Source organism: Sphingobium sp. WTD-1 (genome assembly GCF_030128825.1).
In the GTDB taxonomy this organism is placed as follows: domain Bacteria; phylum Pseudomonadota; class Alphaproteobacteria; order Sphingomonadales; family Sphingomonadaceae; genus Sphingobium.
The window spans coordinates 847,025-862,643 of sequence record NZ_CP119127.1 but is presented as its reverse complement, the minus strand read 5'-3'; the positions used below and the strand labels follow the sequence as shown (position 1 = coordinate 862,643).

The following is a 15,619-nucleotide window of genomic DNA, read 5'->3' as shown; positions in this document are numbered from 1 at the left end:
GCCCTGTTGCCTAGCAGCAACAATTTAACGCCCGGTTTCCGTAGCGTTTGCTTACGTCAGCGGAAAGCGCAGCAATCGGTCGGAAACGGGTATCAACGCCATTGCACCCGGCCCGACGGCCCTTTGTATCTCGCCATGGCCCGCATCCAGCCCGCCCGTCAGCGCGCCCAGCGCCGGCAGGATCAGCTTGGTCGGCGATCCGACGAAGCAGCGGCGCGACACATGCCGGCCGCGCAGCGACAGGCGCAGCTTGGGGTGGAAATGGCCCGATATCTCCGGCCGGGGATCGGCCGGGTCGGCCTCATGCCGCAGCCAGACGCCGTCCACCTCCGCCTCGACCGCACGGCGTCCGCCCGGCATCTGCGCCACGCCGACGTCATGATTGCCGGTTATCCACAGCCAGTCGAGCCGTTCGGTCAGCGCCTGCAATCGCGCCCGCGCCCGCGGGTCCAGCCGCGCCGCGCCATCGGCATCATGAAAACTGTCGCCCAGCGACCAGATCGCCCGCGCGCCGGTGCGCGCCACCAGCGCCTCGATCATGTCCAGCGTCGCCGCGCTGTCGTGCGGCGGCAGGAACTGGCCGAAGCGCGCATACCAGCTCGCCTTCTCGAAATGCAGGTCGGCCACCAGCAGCGCGCCCTGCGCCGGCCAGAACAAAGCCGCCTCCGGCAAAGCCAGGAAATCATGACCTGCGAACGAAAGGGGAACCATCGCCCGGCTATGCGCCCTCTTCGCCCGGCTTTCAAGTATGCGCGCCAGCGCCTATAGGGCTCCCCATGTTCACCGTCGCAGCCCTCTACCGTTTCGCCACCTTCGCCGACCCGCAGGCAACTGCTGCCGACCTGCGCGCGCTGTGCGCCGATCTCGGCACCTGCGGCACGCTGATCCTGGCGCGCGAGGGCATCAACGGCACGGTCGCGGGCACGGCCGAGGCGATCGAGCGGCTGGTCGCCCATATCCGCGCCCTGCCCGGCTGCGCCGATGTCGATGTGAAATATGCGACCGCCGACAGTGCCCCCTTCGGCAAGATGAAGGTGAAGGTGAAGGCGGAGATCGTGACCTTGGGCGCGGGCGACCTGGACCCCGCCCACCAGGCCGGCGTCCATCTCGATCCGGTGGACTGGAACGCGCTGATCGCCGATCCCGACACCGTCATCATCGACACGCGCAATGCCTATGAGGTGGCGGTCGGCACGTTCGAGAATGCGATCGACCCGGCCACCCGCTCCTTCCGCGAATTTCCAGCCTGGTTCGACGATTTCGCCGCGAAGCTGCGCGACGAAGGCCGCAGCCCCAAGATCGCGATGTTCTGCACCGGCGGCATCCGCTGCGAAAAATCGACCGCGCTGGTCAAGGCGCGCGGCTTTGACGAAGTCTATCACCTCAAGGGCGGGATCCTGCGCTATCTGGAGGAAATGCCGGAAGCCAAGAGCCGCTGGCAGGGCGACTGTTATGTCTTCGACGAGCGGGTCGCGGTCGGCCATGGCCTCAAACAGGGCCATTATGCCACCTGCAGCGCCTGTGGCCTGCCCTATCCGCGCGATGCCGACCATGACTGCCCCGGCGGCGGCGCCGACGGCGCCTGGCCGCATCGGGGCTAATCCGCGCTTTCCACCAGTTCGACCATCTCGAACTGATAGGATTTCCAGCCCCGCATCCGTGCGCCATCGGGCGCGGCCGCGCGCTTCTTCTTCGCCTCGGCCAGCGAACGGGTATGGCCCCAGAAGACTTCGGTCTTGCCATTTTCCAGTATGGCAACGATCCGCCAATAATGGGTGAAGGGGTCGGCGGTCGGCCCGATCTTCTTCACATAACCGTCCGGCATGGTGGCCGTCAGATAGCGTTTCCGGCGCGCCATCGGTTCAGGCCTGATAGCGGTGCAGGCCCGCCCCATGCGCCTTCAGCCAGGCACGCGCAGGACGCGGATCCTCGCCATAGATGCGCGCATGGGCGGCGTGGAAGGCGGGGCTATGGTCCATGTGCAGCAGATGCGCCAGCTCATGCGCCACGGTCGATCGCCGCACCCAGGCCGGCGCCAGGATCAGCCGCCAGCTATAGCGGATCGCCCCGGTCGAGGTGCAACTGCCCCAGCGGCTGCGCGTGTCGCCGGTGCCGACCGAGGCGACGATCAGGCCATGGTCCTGCGCCATCGCCAGCGTCTCCGCCTCCAGCACCGCCTTGGACCGTGTCCTCAGCCAGCGCAGCACCCGCGCACCGACCGATTCCGCCGCCCCGCCCAGGATCAGCCGGTCGCCCTCCAGCCTGATTGTCCGAGTCGCCCCCGCGATCCAGCAGATGCGAACCTCGCGCCCCTCCAGCGGGAAGGTCGCGCCGTCACCCAGCAGCGTCACCGCCGGCGTCACCGCCATCTGCGCCCGGACCCAGTCCTCATGCCCCTGCGCCCAGCCCAGCGCGCGCTTGAGGTTTGCCCGCGCCGGCAGCGACAGGCGCAATTCGCCGCGCAGCCCGTCGATGGTCAGCTTGTAAGCGCGTGCGCGGGCCGACCGGCGCACCCGCACCGGCATGGCCACGCCGTCGATCAGGATTTCTGCCTCAGAGCTCTCGGTCGACAAGATGATGTTCCCAATCGCCCGCATCGGCCTCCGCCACGGTCCAGCCGCGCACGGATTCCTTGGCCCGATGCACCGCCTCGCGATCGCCGCAGACCAGATAATGCCAGTCGGGCAGCGGCAGCCCCGCCTCGCGCAGCCGATAGGCACAGGTGCGCGGCAGCCAGCTGATCTGCTTCACCTTGGCCGGGGTCAGCCGCACGCAATCGGGCACGAACCGCCGCCGGTCGGGATAGTTGGTGCATTGGCCGCTATGCCGGTCGAGCAGTCGACAGGCGACATTGGTCGGATAGATGCGGCCCGTATCCTCATCTTCCGCCTTGTGCAGGCAGCATTTGCCGCAACCGTCGCACAGCGCTTCCCATTCGGCGCGGTTCAGCTTGTCGAGGGGCTTGTCCCAGAAGTCCAAATGTCACTTGACCCATTTTTCGAGAAAGGCGCGGACGATATCGGGTGCGCCCTCGTCCACGTCCGGCGTGCCCGGATCATCCACCGGCACCAGCGCGATCGGCTTGCCGTCCGGCCCGAACAGATAGGGCGTGCGGCTGTGGCTCACCAGATACTCGCTCGCCCCTTCCGGCTTTTCCGCATTGTAGAGGACGACGAAGTCCTTGGCCACCTTCGCGATCTGCTCGGGCGTGCCGGTCAGGCCGATGAGGCGCGGGTGGAAGGCCGCGACATAGGTTTTCAGCACCGCCGGCGTGTCCCGCCTGGGATCGACGCTGATGAAGATCGGCTGCACCTTCGCGGCGCGGGCGGGCGCTGCCTTCTCGAAGGCGCTGAACGCCTGCATGATCCGTTGCAGATCGACCGGGCAGACATCCGGGCAATAGGTGTAGCCGAAATAGACGATCCGATACTGGCCCTTATAATCGTCCCAATGGACGGTCTTGCCGTCCTGGTCGGTCAGGGTGAAGGGCGCGCCGATGCGCGCGCCGACCAGATTGCCCTGTTCGCTCTCGCCGCTTGATGCGTTGCCGCCAGCCCCCATATTGCATGCCGTCAGCAAGGCCAGAAGCGGCAGGGCGAGCGAGATCAGCGCTTTGTTCATGGTGTCGCCTGCCATGCCTTGCTATGGGCCGATTTGCAAATCGAACGGGGCGCGCGACGATGAAGATTGGGATGAAGAGCGGACTTTCCACCTGGCTGTTTCTGGCGCGGCCTGCCGCCATCACCCTGGCACTGATGGCCCCGGTTGCGGCCCAGGCCCAGTTTTCCAACAATTACAACTTCCTCAAGGCGGTGAAGGACGCCGACGGCGACAAGGCGACCGAACTGCTGCAGAAGCCCGGTTCGACTGTCATCAACAGCCGTGACGTCACCACCGGCGAAACCGCGCTGCACATCGTCATCGGCCGCCGCGACACGACCTGGCTCAACTTCATGCTGTCGAAGGGCGCCAATGCGAACCTTGCCGACAATAATGGCACCACGCCGCTGCTGCTCGCCGTGCAGAACCGGTTCGAGGAAGGCGTGCGCTTGTTGCTCGCCCATGGTGCGCAGGTCGACAAGGCCAATGGCAGCGGCGAAACCCCGCTGATCCGCGCGGTGCAGCTGCGCGACATCGGCCTCGTCCGTCTGCTGGTGGCCCAGGGCGCCAATCCCGACAAGCGCGACACCATCGCTGGCATGTCCGCCCGCGACTATGCCGAACGGGACAGCCGTACGCCCGGCTTGGTCGAGGCGCTCGATTCCGCCAAGGCCAACGCCGCAGCGCCCAAAGGCCCGGTCCAGGGTCCGGTTTTCTGAAACGCCGGGTGGCCGTGCTTAGCCCGCGGCCACTTCATCGTCAGTCCACCAGCGGATATGCTTCGCTTCGCCACTGGCGTCGACAATCGCCTCTAGGGCATCAGCCAGCCTTTCTACCGTCTGCATGGTGCTGATTCGACGAAACCAACGTCTCACAAAGGGCCGTGAAGGTTCGATGAAACAAAGCACACCGTCAGGATATTCCAGATAGTGGCCACATCCGATCCACAGTGAGAAGGCCTCATGCGCGATCGGAACGCACCAGCCCCAATCCTCCTGAACGATCGGCTGGGCTTGAAAGCCATAATGAGGCAGGCGTTCGGCCAGAACCTGGGCGATGGCCGCCCCATCGTCTGCATAAACTGCCGATCGAAATTCCAGATGCGAGCGCATCGACCACCCTTCTTCTGATATTACCAGCCCAATTTCGTCGCATAATCCGGGTCGGCCAGCGCCGACAGGCGGCGGGCGGCGCGGCGGGCGAAACGCAGCGTCTCTGCCTTGCGCCGGGCGGCGGCCAGCGGCTCGAACGGCGCGGCACGCACCAGTTCGGCATCATATTGGTCGGCGACGATCAGGCCGGTGCGCGTCGGCCACAATGCCTCGCTGTCGAACAGGCTGGTGTCGAAACCCAATGGCACCGCCCAGAAATAGCGGTCGCAATAATCGAAATAATCCGGCCATTTCATGTCGCCCAGCAGGTCCGCCCGGCTGCACTTTATCTCGACGATGGTCAGGCGCCCGGCGCTGTCGATCGCCATGATGTCGGCGCGTCGGCCATTGGGCAGCGGCACTTCCAACAGGCCGTTCATGTCATGGCGATGGAACAAGCGCAGCGTACCGCGCGCAACCGCCAGCGCGGTCCCGTCGGTCAGCGGTGAAGAGCGACCGGCGTCTTGAGGGGCGTCTTGGATGGTCATGGCACCAGACTAGAACAAGAAGAGAACAAAAGAAAAGACCGATTCGGACATGGGGTCCGAACCGGCCTTCAAAAGGGCGTCACTGTCGCGCGGTGAGCGCGGATCAGCGATAGAAGACGTGATTGTCGATCGACGCCAGCTTGGTCTTGCCCCAGCCCGGCGACACGCGGCGGGCATGGAAGAACAGCGCGCCTTCGGCCTGGCTGTCCCAGCTGTCGTCCAGGGCGATCTGCGCGATCGCAACCGCCTCGCGCCAGGAATCGCTGGCGATGTTGATCGGCGGCATGCCGTGACCACGCACGAAGCTGAACTGGCTCGGCTGATAGATGACACCGCACAGGCTGCTAGCGAAGCGGCCCGACTTGGCGCGGTTGATGATGACGCGGGCAACGGCCAGCTGGCCCTCCAGCGTTTCACCCTTGGATTCGAAATAGACCGCACCGGCCAGGCACTTCATGTCGCCTTCGACATCCTCGGGAGCGCCTTGCGCATCAACCAGGGCTGCCAGGGTCTCGGCCTTGGGCTCAGTATCGGTCGAAAAATTGCTGCCAGCCTTGGAGCCGGAATCCAGCGACTGCGCGACTTCTTGCGGCGCAGCGAAAACGACGGCTGGCTTGGTGCCGGCCGTGGGTGCGCTAGTCAGCGCGGCGGTTTCCGGCAGGGAAACCGTGGACAGGGAGGCCTCGCTGGCGCTCGACATGTCCGACGCCGTAACAGCCGCAGCGGCCGACAGCGTAAATGCCGCGATGATCGCGGCCTTCAGACGAAAACTCATTATTGCTCAAAATCGTGCGGTTATTGGCCAGAAACGTCGATTGTAACCGATATTCTGTGACGTTCGGCCGCCCCCCGTCTGCGTGTTTACCGGCCCGCCCCCCATGGACGAATGCAGGCAACCTGCGCGTTCAGCGTTGGCCGCCATTGCCCGCGCGCGTGCAAGGAGTCAACGATCAGCAGATCGTTTGAGCGGCGAACCGTTCCGCATCCGCGATATCAAGCTCCACCAGCCACAGGTCGGGGTCCGACCTGCGCCGGCGTTCGGCATAGGCAGCGAACGCCTGAGGCCCCTCTTCCGCAGGGGGTCCACAGCGCATCAATGCATGGCCGCCGCGAAAGTTCGATACCCGCTCGAAAATTGCGGATTCCCGCCCCTTGTCCATCACCTGGACCAGGACGACGCCGCTCATCTCGTCGCCCTTGGCCAAGATCATGGCAAAGCCGCCGGCGGCATTCACCCGCTTCACCAGCGCGCCGACCAGCATTGCGCTGGTCAGCCGCGCGGCCGGACTATCCTCAGCCATGATATCCCGGCAGCGATGACAGCGGAATCTGTGACCGCATGAAGGTGCCGGTGCCCCGGCCCACCTCTTCCCCGTCCGAATCGAGAATACTCGCCTCGGCGACATAGACGCGGCGCTTGCCGCTGATCCAGCGCCCCTCGGCGCGCAGCTTTCCAGGGCCGATCGGCCGGGTGAACAGCAGGTTGAAGGCGGTGGTCAGCAGGAAACGGTCGCTGACCAGGCTGTTGGCGGCATAGAAGGCCGCATCGTCCAGCATCTTGAAATAGACGGTGCCATGCACCGCGCCGGCGGCATGGAAATGCCGCTCGTCGACCTCGAAATCGATCACCGACCGACCCGGTTCCGATATGCGGAGCGTCGACAGAAACAGGTCGTTGATCGGCGCGCTGTTGTAGAGCTGCTCCAGCGCGCGAAAATGCGCCGCCTCGCCACTGGCGAGCGCGGCGGCCTCAGGCGGCGTCACGCGCCTCACCACCGGCCAGCAGCGCATGCAGCGCCTCGGCCGACTTGGCACCGCGCAGGCGCGTCACCTGCGCCTCGTCGCGCAGATAGCGGGATACACGCGCCAGCGTCTTCAAATGCTCGGCGCCGCTGTCCTGCGGCGACAGCAGGGCAAACACGATATCGACCGGCGCATCATCGACCGCGTCGAACGGCGCCGGCGGATCGAGCAGCACGACCACGCCGCACATGCGGTCGAGGCCCGGCAGCTTGGCATGGGGAATGGCAACGCCGCCACCGAAGCCGGTGGAGCCCAGACGCTCGCGCTCCAGCAGCGCATCGGCGGCCGCTTCGGCATCCACGCCATAGGATTGCGCCGCCAGAGCCGCGATCTTCTGGAACAGCATCTTCTTGCCGTTCACAGTCACCTCGGTGGCCAGCGCGTCCGGCGAGACAATATCGTTGAAATGCACCATTTTACTTCCGGGGGCAGCCGAGGCGCGCCCAGCCTGTCGAAAAAAATGCGCGTTGCTCGGAGAAACTAAAGCCCGGCCCCATAGGCCGCCTGCACCTAGAGGTCAACAGGCGGCCCAGGTAGGAGAGGCGTCAGCCGCGCGGCTCGACCCAGCCGATCGTGCCGTCCTGGCGACGATAGACCATGTTATAGGCGGCGGTCCCGGCGTTGAGGAACAGCAGGGCATTGGTGTTGCGCAGGTCCAGCATCATCACCGCGTCGGACACGCTGGCTTCGGGAATATCGACCCGCGTTTCGGCAACGATCAGGGGGGCATCGGCCGCCTCTTCCTCGTCCACACCGGCAGCAAAGATGGTGTAACCCGCACCATCAATATCATCCACACTATAGCCATTGGCGCGCTGCGCTTCGGCCGCGGCGGCCTGGATGCTGCGATCCTTCAGGCGGCGCATATAGCGGCGCAGCTGCTTCTCGATCCGGTCCGATGCCTGGTCGAAGGCGGGATGCGCCTCCTGCGCCTCGCCGGCGCCCTTCAGGATCAGGCCGGTCATCACATGGCAGACAATGTCACAATGGAAGGCACCATGCGGGGCCGGACGAAAGGTGACCTGGGCGGAAATCGTGCGGGAGAAATATTTCTCGGCTATCGCTTCCAGCCGGTCGCTGACGTGCTGCTTGAGCGCCTCGCCCGTCTCAACCTGATGCCCGGAAATACGAATATCCATATGCCTTCTCCTTATTCTTGCCGGGTCGCCGGATCAGCGGCCCGGTTGGCACGTGGCAGACGCCGGCAGGTTCAGGCCGGCGGTGCCTCCTCAAGCCAGAGCGGCTTGTCCAGCTTCGCGACGAAAGCGGCATGCCTCTCCAGCTCCTCCGCGCTCGCCGTGAAGACGCGCGCGGGACGAACAGGGCGAACAACGGCGGTTTCCGTCAGTTCCACCCTGACGATCTCTTTGACTTCCTCCTGTGCAAGACCCAGGCCGATCTGACGGCCGCCGGTCAATTCGACATAGAGCTGCGCCAGCAGTTCGGCGTCGAGCAGCGCGCCATGCTTGACGCGATGGCTGCGATCGATGCCGTAACGGGTGCAGAGCGCGTCCAGGCTGTGCTTGGCGCCGGGATGCAGGGTGCGGGCGATCGCGACCGTATCGATCATCCGGTCCATCGATACGGCGTCGCGCGCGCACAGCTTCAATTCGTGATTGAGGAATCCGAAGTCGAAGCGCGCATTATGCGCGACCAGCGGGCTGTCCTCCAGGAAATCCATCAGTTCGGCCACGCCCTCGCGGAACAGCGGCTTGTCCGACAGGAACTGGCTCGACAGGCCATGCACCGCCTCGGCGGCGGAGGGCATGTCGCGCTGTGGATTATAATAAGCGTGGAAGGTGCGGCCGGTCGGCACGCGATTGATAAGCTCTATGCACCCGATTTCGACCAGCCGATCGCCGGATGCCGGATCAAATCCCGTCGTTTCGGTGTCGAAAATGATCTCGCGCATCGCCCTTTTGAACCGACTCTCTATGACTCTACTTATCTGCCTGTCCGGGCGCCAAGGCAAGCGACCAGACGCCTGACCTGTGCCCGGGTCGCGGCAAATGTCGTACCCGTGTTGATGATATAGTCTGCCCTTAGCCGCTTTTCAGCATCGGGCAGCTGCAAGTGCAGGATTCTGCGAAATTTTGCCACCGTCATGCCCGGCCGGGCCAACACCCGCCGCCGCTGTTTCCAGGCGGGCGCACTGACCACGATAATCCCGGCCATGCGCCGGTGCCCCCCGGTCTCGAACAGCAGGGGCACGTCCAGAATCACGAATTGGCGCGACCGATGGCATTTGAGGAATCGCCGACGCGACTCACCCACGGCGGGATGGACGATCGCCTCCAGCGCCTTAAGCTCGGTGGGATGGCCAAACACCGCCGCGCCCAGCTTGGCCCGATCGACGCCCTGCGGCCCAGTGGTGCCGGGGAAGCGCGCCTCGATTGCCGGGATCAGCCGGCCGCCCGGCCCCTGCAGCCGATGCACCTCGGCATCGGCATCGAACACCGGCACGCCCTCGCGGCGAAACATCGCCGCGACCGCCGACTTGCCCATGCCGATCGAGCCGGTGAGGCCGTAGATCTTCACCCCGTCGCCGTTCAGTCCGCCGCCAGCAGCAGCGCGCGCAGTTCCGCGTCCAGCTCGCGCGGCGCCTCCGCATCGAAGAAGATGTCGAACGCCAGCGCCGCCTGGCCGATCAGCATTTCCAGCCCGTCGAGAGTCTTGAGGCCCCGGTCGCGCGCCGCCTTCAGCAGCCCGGTCTCCAGCGGCGCATAGACAATGTCATAGACGGTCGCGCTGCCCGGCAACGGCGACAGGTCCAGATCCAGCACCGGCTGGCCGACCATGCCCAGCGACGTGCTGTTGACCAGCAAGTCGGCGGCCGGCAGCGCATCGGTCATGCCGATCACCTTGCCCTTCACCCCGGCCCGGTCGAGCAGCGCCTGTCCCTTGGCCGGGTCGCGCGCCATGATCGTGATCTCCGGCACGCCCAGGCTGGTGAGCGCGAACAGGATCGCCCGCGCCGCGCCGCCCGCGCCGATCAGCACCGCATGGCGGCCCTTCCACTTATCGCGCAGCAGCGGCTGCAGGAATCCGCCGGCATCGGTGTTGGTGCCGATCAGCGGCCCTGCGGTCTCGCTGGCGATGGTGTTCATCGCACCGATCCGGTCGCGCACGCCGCCCGGATCGTCGGTATAGTCCATCACCGCGATCTTGTGAGGAATCGTGACATTGCAGCCCAGCCAGTCGGGATCGGCCCGGCGCTGCAGGAAATAGGCGGACAGCCCCTCGGGCGTAACATGAGTCTTCTTATACTCCGCCTCGATATCCAGCGCCTGCAGCCAGAAATTGTGGATAAGGGGCGATTTGCTGTGGTCGATCGGATCGCCGATCACCTCTGCATAAGGGAGGGGGGCATAGGGAAGCTTGTCGGTCATGACGCCAGAACGCCCCTTATGCGCAGGAAGTCAAGCAGCGGCAGCAGCGGCAGGCCCTGGATACCGAACTGGCTGCCTTCCACCCTGGCGAACAGTTGCGCGCCCGGCCCCTCGATCCGGTAGCAGCCGACGCACCATTGGCATTCGTCCCAGTCGTCCTCCAGATAGGAATCGATGAATCCGTCCGACAACGGCCGCACCGTCATCCGCACCCGCTCGACATGGCGCCAGATCGGCTCATTGTTGAGCACGATCACCGCCGCGCTGTGGAGATGATGGACCCGGCCCGACAGCAGGCGCAGGATGCGCGCGGCATCCGCCTTGTCGATCGCCTTGTCGATCATCGTCCCGTCGTCGAGAGTCAGGGTCTGGTCACAGCCCAGCACCAGCGCGCCCGGCACGCGGCGCGACACCTTGAGCGCCTTCAGCTCCGCCAGCGCATCGGCCAGCGCGCGGCCATCATGGCCATCGGCGCGCAGCGCTTCCTTGGCGGCCTCTTCATCCACACCCGGCGACAGCGCCTCGAACGGCACACCGGCCGCGCTCAGCATGGCGCGCCGGCTGGCGCTCTGCGAGGCTAGGACGATCATGCTTCATTTCCTTCCGCCAGTTCGCGGTCGTTGAACAGGTTGATGATGGCGGCGGCCGCTTCCTCGATCGACCGGCGGGTCATGTCGATCACCGGCCAGCCATTGTCGGCGAACATGCGCCGGGCAAAGGCCAGTTCCTCCTGCACCTTGTCGCTATCCACATAGGCGGTCTCTGGCGCCTGGTTGAGCGACAGCAAACGGTTGCGCCGTATCTGGATCAACCGCTCGGGACTGATGGTCAGCCCCACCACCATCGGATGCTTCAGGCCATAAAGGCTGCGCGGCGGCGGCGATTCCGGCACCAGCGGGATATTGGCGGTCTTGTAGCCGCGATTGGCAAGATAGATGGAGGTCGGCGTCTTCGACGCGCGCGACACCCCCGCCAGGACGATATCGGCCTCCTCCCAATTCTCATGTCCCACGCCATCATCATGGGCGATGGTGAACTGGATCGCCTCGATCCGCGCGAAATAGGCTTCGTCCAGGATATGCTTGCGGCCCGGCCGGGTCCGGGTTTCCTGCCCCAATATGTTGGACAGGGCATCGGCCACGCTGTCCAGCGCGGCGACATGGGGCAGGCCGAGCGCGCGGCAGCGCGTTTCCAGCCGCCGTCGCAGCACATGGTTGGTAAGCGTGAACAGCACCAGGCCGGGATGGGCGGATATCTCCTCCATGATCCGGTCGAGATGCACTTCGGATCGGACCATCGGCCAGAAATGGCGGATCGCCTCGACATTCTCGAACAGGCCGATCGCCGCCTTGGCGATATTCTCCAGCGTCTCGCCGGTGGAGTCCGAAAGCAGGTGAAGATGGATACGTGACACAGGCATATCTCTGTGAGTCCCCTGTGGATAAAGCAAGGGATAGAGTTGTGGATAACTTTGCAGCCCCATTTCGTCCCCAGAAAGCGGAATCTTATCCACAGCCTCTCAACAGGGCCGGAATCTTATCCACAGCCTGTGGGTAATGGGGATGATTCAGATGACTCGCCGCGGAATCGCGTGACTCCAGGAGTCAAGCTGTTGGCAAAAGCGGGGACAGCGCATAAACCCCCGAACCAACAGCCCAACAACCTCAACATTCCTTTTTAAATATCTTTATAAAGTAGAGAGTTCATGACGGGTCCCGACGCTCACGCCGGCGCAGTCAGCGCCAAGCCGCTCCTTTCCGTATTGCGCGGCGCGGTGCCGCCCGTCCCGCCGATGTGGCTCATGCGCCAGGCAGGCCGCTATCTGCCGGAATATCGCGCCCTTCGCGCCGACAAGGGCGGCTTCCTCGAACTGGTCTATGACAGCGCCGCCGCGGCAGAGGTCACGCTCCAGCCGCTGCGCCGCTTCGGCTTCGACGGCGCCATCCTCTTTTCCGACATATTGATCGTCCCCTATGCGATGGGACAGGATCTCTGGTTCGAGGCCGGCGAAGGCCCGCGTCTCGCCCCGATCCTGGCGGAGACCGACCTGTCGGCGCTGACACCCGATTTCAGCCGATATGAGGCTGTGTATGAAACGGTGCGGCAGGTGAAGGCCGCGCTGGACCCGTCTGTGACCTTCCTGGGCTTTGCAGGCAGTCCCTGGACGATCGCCACCTATATGGTCGCGGGACAGGGCAGCAAGGACCAGGGCGCCGCGCGTCGCATGGCGTATCAACAGCCCGATCGCTTCGCCGCGCTGATCGACGCGATCGTCGACGCAACCGTCATCTATCTCTCCGGCCAGATCGAAGCCGGCGTGGAAGCGGTGCAATTGTTCGACAGTTGGGCCGGCAGCCTTGCCCCGCTCCAGTTCGAACGCTGGGTGATAGAGCCCAATGCCGCGATCGTGCGCAAATTGAAGGCGCTCCATCCCGACATTCCGGTGATCGGCTTTCCCAAGGGCGCCGGCGCGAAACTGCCGGCCTATGCGATCGGCACCGGCGTCGATGCGGTGGGTGTGGATGAAACGGTCGACCCGCATTGGGCCAACCAGGCGCTGCCGGCCGGGCTTCCGGTGCAGGGCAATCTCGATCCGCTGGCGCTGATTGCCGGCGGTCAGGCGGTGGAACAGGCTGTGGATAACTTGCGCGCCGGCTTTGCCGGCCGGCCCCATATCTTCAACCTGGGCCATGGCATATTGCCCGATACGCCGATCGCCCATGTCGAGGCGCTGATCGCCTATGTCCGCGGAACGGAGACACGCTGATGCCCTATCTCGGCGCTGCCTATCTGTGGGTGAAGGCCGCCCATGTCATCTTCGTGATCTTCCTGATGGCGGGGCTGTTCATGATGCCGCGCTTCTTCGTCTATCATCAGGAAACCGTGCCGGGCTCGGCGGAGGACCAGCGCTGGATCGAGCGTGAGACGCGCCTGCTCAAGATCATCCTCAACCCGTCGCTGATCCTTACCTGGGTCTTCGGCCTGATGCTGATGGTGGAAATCGGCGCCTGGCATTTCGGCTGGTTCCACCTGAAGCTGCTCTTCGTCCTGGCGCTGTCGGGCTATCATGGCTGGATCGCCAGCTATGCGAAGAAGCTCGCACGCGGTCAGCGCAGCCTTGCCGACAAGCAGTTGCGCATGCTGAACGAAGTGCCCGGCATCGCCGCGGCGGTGATCGTCATCATGGTGATCGTCCGCCCCTTCTGATGGTCGTAGCGTAAAGCGTCCGAAAAGATCGGGCGCTTTACTTGGCCTCTGGCGCAAGTCTTCGGACTATGCTTTGCCTCCGCCGGTCCGCATCCTGCGGACTTTCTGTGGGGGTATCATGATTCGTCTGTTTTTCTGCGCGGCTGCGTTGGCCGCGCCGATGGCGGCTGCGCAGCAGCCTGCCGTCACCATCGCGCCTGCCGTCGATGGCAATGTCCTGCGCGCCGGTGCCAAGGTGCCCGTTCGCACGCTGGTCGAACTCACCACCAAGAAGAAGGCGGTGAAGGTCGGCGATCGCGTCAATATCGAGACCGCCGAAGCCGTGATGGTCGGCAATAATGTGGTGATCCCCGCCGGCACGCCCGGCATCGCGGAAATCACCAGCGTGCGGAACAAGGGCATGTGGGGCAAGTCCGGCTTCATCGAGGGCCGCGTGCTCTATGTCCGGCTGGGGGGCCGGCAGGTGCGCTTGACCGGCACCTTCAATGACAAGGGCGTGACCGGCACCGCCGGCGTCGTCGGTGCGATCGCGCTGATCCCGGTCGCCGGCTTCTTCACCACCGGCACCAGCGCCAACATCCCGTCAGGCTCGATCATCCCCGCCTTCCTCGACGAGGATCTGGCCTTCTCGGTCGACAGCGCGGCGGCGACGCCGGCGCCGATCGCCGCGACCCCTGCCGCAACGCCGGCAGAAGGAACCGCCGCTCCGGCCGCTGGCGCGCTCTGATCGACAGGGGGGATCGGGGCCTTCGCCCCGGTCCCTCGGGCTGCTGTCCTACGCGGACATGGCCATGCTATAGCGGGAGTGTCGCCGATCGGGTGACAGGCGAATAGGATCGCCCCCGCGCAACATAATGTCAAAATGTGCGGGAAATGTGCGAAGTTAAGCGGAGACGCCCATGAATGACCCGCGCATCTGGTTCGGCCCCAAGCGTATCGGCTGGGGCTATGGTCCCCGCACCTGGGAGGGCTGGGCGGTGGTCGGCCTGCTCGTCCTTGCCGCTGTCCTGCTCAAGCGCGGACTTTCGGCTTAGGCCGGATCGACCGCGATATTGTCGATCAGCCGGGTCTTGCCCAGCTTCGCCGCGCCCAGCAGCCGTGCCGGACGGTCGAGCGTCGTGATCGGCTCCAGGCTGTCTGCGTCGCACAGGGTCACATAGTCGATCGGGGCGAAACCATGGGTCGCCAGCGTGGCGATCGCCTTCGCCAGTGCTGCCTCAACCGGTTCGCCCTTCTCGATCTGCCGCTTCGCCTCACCCAGCGCGCGCGGCAGCGCCAGCGCATCCTTGCGCTCCTGTTCACTGAGATAGGCGTTGCGCGACGACAGCGCCAAACCATCCTCGGCCCGCTGGGTCGGCATGCCGATGATCTCGATGTCCAGATTGGTGTCGGCAACCATGCGGCGGATCACGGCGAGCTGCTGATAATCTTTCTCGCCAAAGATCGCGACATCGGGCGCAACCTGGTTGAACAGCTTGGTGACGACGGTGGCGACGCCGTCGAAATGGCCCGGCCGCGCCGCGCCATCCAGCCCTTCGCTCACCCCCGACACCCGGATATTGGTGGCATAGCCGGCCGGATACATGACTTCCACGCTTGGCGCCCACAGGATGTCGACGCCGGCGGCCTGCAACAGCTGCGCATCCTTCGCCTCGCGGCGGGGATAGGCGTCCAGATCCTCGTTCGGGCCGAACTGGCGCGGATTGACGAAGATCGACACCACGACATGGCGGCCATGGCGGCGCGCTTCCTCGACCAGCGCCATATGCCCGTCATGCAGCGCCCCCATGGTGGGAACCAGCGCCAGTTTCTTTCCGTCGGACTTCAGCGCGGCGACGGCGGCACGCAGGGCGGAAAGGTCACGGAGAATTTGCACGGGACGAGGGGCTCCGATAAGGGCAGGGACACAGGGGCGTCCTGCTAGGCTTCGCGCCACGGGACCGTCAAGAATCTAGAGCGACAAACACGGGGTTATCAAGGT

General features: G+C 65.0%; 24 protein-coding genes. 6 read left to right on the top strand and 18 right to left on the bottom strand.

The genetic code is table 11. The features are described from left to right. Nucleotides 1-51: 51 nt before the first annotated feature. Nucleotides 52-711: a ligase-associated DNA damage response endonuclease PdeM gene (pdeM, locus tag N6H05_RS04370; protein WP_284112853.1), complete on the bottom strand. Its 660-nt coding sequence runs from the start codon at nucleotides 709-711 to the stop codon at nucleotides 52-54. A 65-nt stretch (nucleotides 712-776) separates the two neighbouring features. On the opposite strand from pdeM, the gene trhO reads away from it, so the two are divergent. Then, nucleotides 777-1,601, top strand: coding sequence for an oxygen-dependent tRNA uridine(34) hydroxylase TrhO (gene trhO / locus N6H05_RS04365; RefSeq protein WP_284112852.1), 825 nt, complete (start codon nucleotides 777-779; stop codon nucleotides 1,599-1,601). On the opposite strand, the gene N6H05_RS04360 is transcribed toward trhO, so the two are convergent. Genes N6H05_RS04360 through N6H05_RS04345 form a run of 4 tightly spaced genes read right to left on the bottom strand, consistent with a single transcriptional unit; the run spans nucleotide 1,598 to nucleotide 3,636 of the window. Next, complete coding sequence (locus N6H05_RS04360; RefSeq protein WP_099231181.1) at nucleotides 1,598-1,858, bottom strand: hypothetical protein; 261 nt, start codon at nucleotides 1,856-1,858, stop codon at nucleotides 1,598-1,600. The genes trhO and N6H05_RS04360 overlap by 4 nt on opposite strands. A gap of 4 nt (nucleotides 1,859-1,862) precedes the next feature. Then, nucleotides 1,863-2,597 (bottom strand): M48 family metallopeptidase, encoded by a 735-nt coding sequence (locus tag N6H05_RS04355; RefSeq protein WP_502958958.1) that lies wholly within the window; start codon nucleotides 2,595-2,597, stop codon nucleotides 1,863-1,865. After that, nucleotides 2,554-2,979 (bottom strand): YcgN family cysteine cluster protein, encoded by a 426-nt coding sequence (locus tag N6H05_RS04350; RefSeq protein WP_004209190.1) that lies wholly within the window; start codon nucleotides 2,977-2,979, stop codon nucleotides 2,554-2,556. The genes N6H05_RS04355 and N6H05_RS04350 overlap by 44 nt, the downstream gene beginning before the upstream one ends. A 3-nt stretch (nucleotides 2,980-2,982) precedes the next feature. Next, nucleotides 2,983-3,636, bottom strand: coding sequence for an SCO family protein (locus N6H05_RS04345; protein WP_284112850.1), 654 nt, complete (start codon nucleotides 3,634-3,636; stop codon nucleotides 2,983-2,985). A 44-nt stretch (nucleotides 3,637-3,680) separates the two neighbouring features. Between N6H05_RS04345 and N6H05_RS04340 the strand changes: the two genes are divergently transcribed. Further along, a complete protein-coding gene (locus tag N6H05_RS04340) occupies nucleotides 3,681-4,319 on the top strand; it encodes an ankyrin repeat domain-containing protein (protein ID WP_284112849.1) in 639 nt (212 codons plus the stop codon). A gap of 18 nt (nucleotides 4,320-4,337) precedes the next feature. Here the strand turns inward: N6H05_RS04340 and N6H05_RS04335 are convergent, their stop codons facing one another. From N6H05_RS04335 to N6H05_RS04280, 12 genes are all read right to left on the bottom strand, one after another. Further along, the gene (locus N6H05_RS04335) at nucleotides 4,338-4,712 is read right to left on the bottom strand and encodes a hypothetical protein (RefSeq protein ID WP_284112848.1); all 375 of its coding nucleotides are present in this window, start codon (nucleotides 4,710-4,712) and stop codon (nucleotides 4,338-4,340) included. A gap of 20 nt (nucleotides 4,713-4,732) precedes the next feature. Beyond that, entirely contained in the window at nucleotides 4,733-5,239 is a 507-nt protein-coding gene (locus tag N6H05_RS04330) for an MmcB family DNA repair protein (RefSeq protein ID WP_284112847.1), read from the bottom strand. Between the two features lie 103 nt (nucleotides 5,240-5,342). After that, the gene (locus N6H05_RS04325) at nucleotides 5,343-6,014 is read right to left on the bottom strand and encodes a cell wall hydrolase (protein WP_284112846.1); all 672 of its coding nucleotides are present in this window, start codon (nucleotides 6,012-6,014) and stop codon (nucleotides 5,343-5,345) included. Between the two features lie 175 nt (nucleotides 6,015-6,189). Further along, nucleotides 6,190-6,540: a DUF1491 family protein gene (locus N6H05_RS04320; RefSeq protein ID WP_284112845.1), complete on the bottom strand. Its 351-nt coding sequence runs from the start codon at nucleotides 6,538-6,540 to the stop codon at nucleotides 6,190-6,192. Then, complete coding sequence (locus N6H05_RS04315) at nucleotides 6,533-7,030, bottom strand: PaaI family thioesterase (protein WP_284112844.1); 498 nt, start codon at nucleotides 7,028-7,030, stop codon at nucleotides 6,533-6,535. The genes N6H05_RS04320 and N6H05_RS04315 overlap by 8 nt, the downstream gene beginning before the upstream one ends. After that, nucleotides 6,990-7,457: a PTS sugar transporter subunit IIA gene (locus tag N6H05_RS04310; RefSeq protein ID WP_004209197.1), complete on the bottom strand. Its 468-nt coding sequence runs from the start codon at nucleotides 7,455-7,457 to the stop codon at nucleotides 6,990-6,992. Before N6H05_RS04310 ends, N6H05_RS04315 begins: the two co-directional genes overlap by 41 nt. Nucleotides 7,458-7,587: 130 nt before the next feature. Continuing rightward, entirely contained in the window at nucleotides 7,588-8,181 is a 594-nt protein-coding gene (gene hpf / locus N6H05_RS04305) for a ribosome hibernation-promoting factor, HPF/YfiA family (protein WP_284112843.1), read from the bottom strand. A gap of 71 nt (nucleotides 8,182-8,252) precedes the next feature. Further along, a complete protein-coding gene (gene dnaQ / locus N6H05_RS04300) occupies nucleotides 8,253-8,954 on the bottom strand; it encodes a DNA polymerase III subunit epsilon (protein ID WP_284112842.1) in 702 nt (233 codons plus the stop codon). Between the two features lie 32 nt (nucleotides 8,955-8,986). Further along, a complete protein-coding gene (coaE, locus tag N6H05_RS04295) occupies nucleotides 8,987-9,580 on the bottom strand; it encodes a dephospho-CoA kinase (RefSeq protein ID WP_284112841.1) in 594 nt (197 codons plus the stop codon). 11 nt (nucleotides 9,581-9,591) lie between these two features. After that, nucleotides 9,592-10,431, bottom strand: a complete 840-nt coding sequence (gene aroE / locus N6H05_RS04290; protein WP_284112840.1) for a shikimate dehydrogenase — start codon at nucleotides 10,429-10,431, stop codon at nucleotides 9,592-9,594. Further along, nucleotides 10,428-11,021 carry a Maf family protein gene (locus N6H05_RS04285; RefSeq protein WP_284112839.1) on the bottom strand — a complete coding sequence of 198 codons (594 nt, stop codon included), beginning with the start codon at nucleotides 11,019-11,021 and terminating at the stop codon, nucleotides 10,428-10,430. Before N6H05_RS04285 ends, aroE begins: the two co-directional genes overlap by 4 nt. Then, nucleotides 11,018-11,845, bottom strand: coding sequence for a pyruvate, water dikinase regulatory protein (locus N6H05_RS04280; RefSeq protein WP_026108809.1), 828 nt, complete (start codon nucleotides 11,843-11,845; stop codon nucleotides 11,018-11,020). Before N6H05_RS04280 ends, N6H05_RS04285 begins: the two co-directional genes overlap by 4 nt. Nucleotides 11,846-12,136: 291 nt before the next feature. Here N6H05_RS04280 and hemE point away from each other — a divergent pair, with 291 nt between their 5' ends. From hemE to N6H05_RS04260, 4 genes are all read left to right on the top strand, one after another. After that, nucleotides 12,137-13,198 (top strand): uroporphyrinogen decarboxylase, encoded by a 1,062-nt coding sequence (hemE, locus tag N6H05_RS04275; protein WP_284112838.1) that lies wholly within the window; start codon nucleotides 12,137-12,139, stop codon nucleotides 13,196-13,198. Then, nucleotides 13,198-13,638 carry a CopD family protein gene (locus tag N6H05_RS04270; RefSeq protein WP_010335790.1) on the top strand — a complete coding sequence of 147 codons (441 nt, stop codon included), beginning with the start codon at nucleotides 13,198-13,200 and terminating at the stop codon, nucleotides 13,636-13,638. The genes hemE and N6H05_RS04270 overlap by 1 nt, the downstream gene beginning before the upstream one ends. A 118-nt stretch (nucleotides 13,639-13,756) precedes the next feature. Next, nucleotides 13,757-14,365, top strand: coding sequence for a hypothetical protein (locus N6H05_RS04265; protein WP_004209206.1), 609 nt, complete (start codon nucleotides 13,757-13,759; stop codon nucleotides 14,363-14,365). A 172-nt stretch (nucleotides 14,366-14,537) separates the two neighbouring features. Next, nucleotides 14,538-14,672 (top strand): hypothetical protein, encoded by a 135-nt coding sequence (locus N6H05_RS04260; RefSeq protein ID WP_017499432.1) that lies wholly within the window; start codon nucleotides 14,538-14,540, stop codon nucleotides 14,670-14,672. On the opposite strand, the gene panC is transcribed toward N6H05_RS04260, so the two are convergent. Next, nucleotides 14,669-15,514 (bottom strand): pantoate--beta-alanine ligase, encoded by an 846-nt coding sequence (gene panC / locus N6H05_RS04255; RefSeq protein ID WP_284112836.1) that lies wholly within the window; start codon nucleotides 15,512-15,514, stop codon nucleotides 14,669-14,671. The two genes, N6H05_RS04260 and panC, sit on opposite strands and share 4 nt — an antisense overlap. Nucleotides 15,515-15,619: the final 105 nt, after the last annotated feature.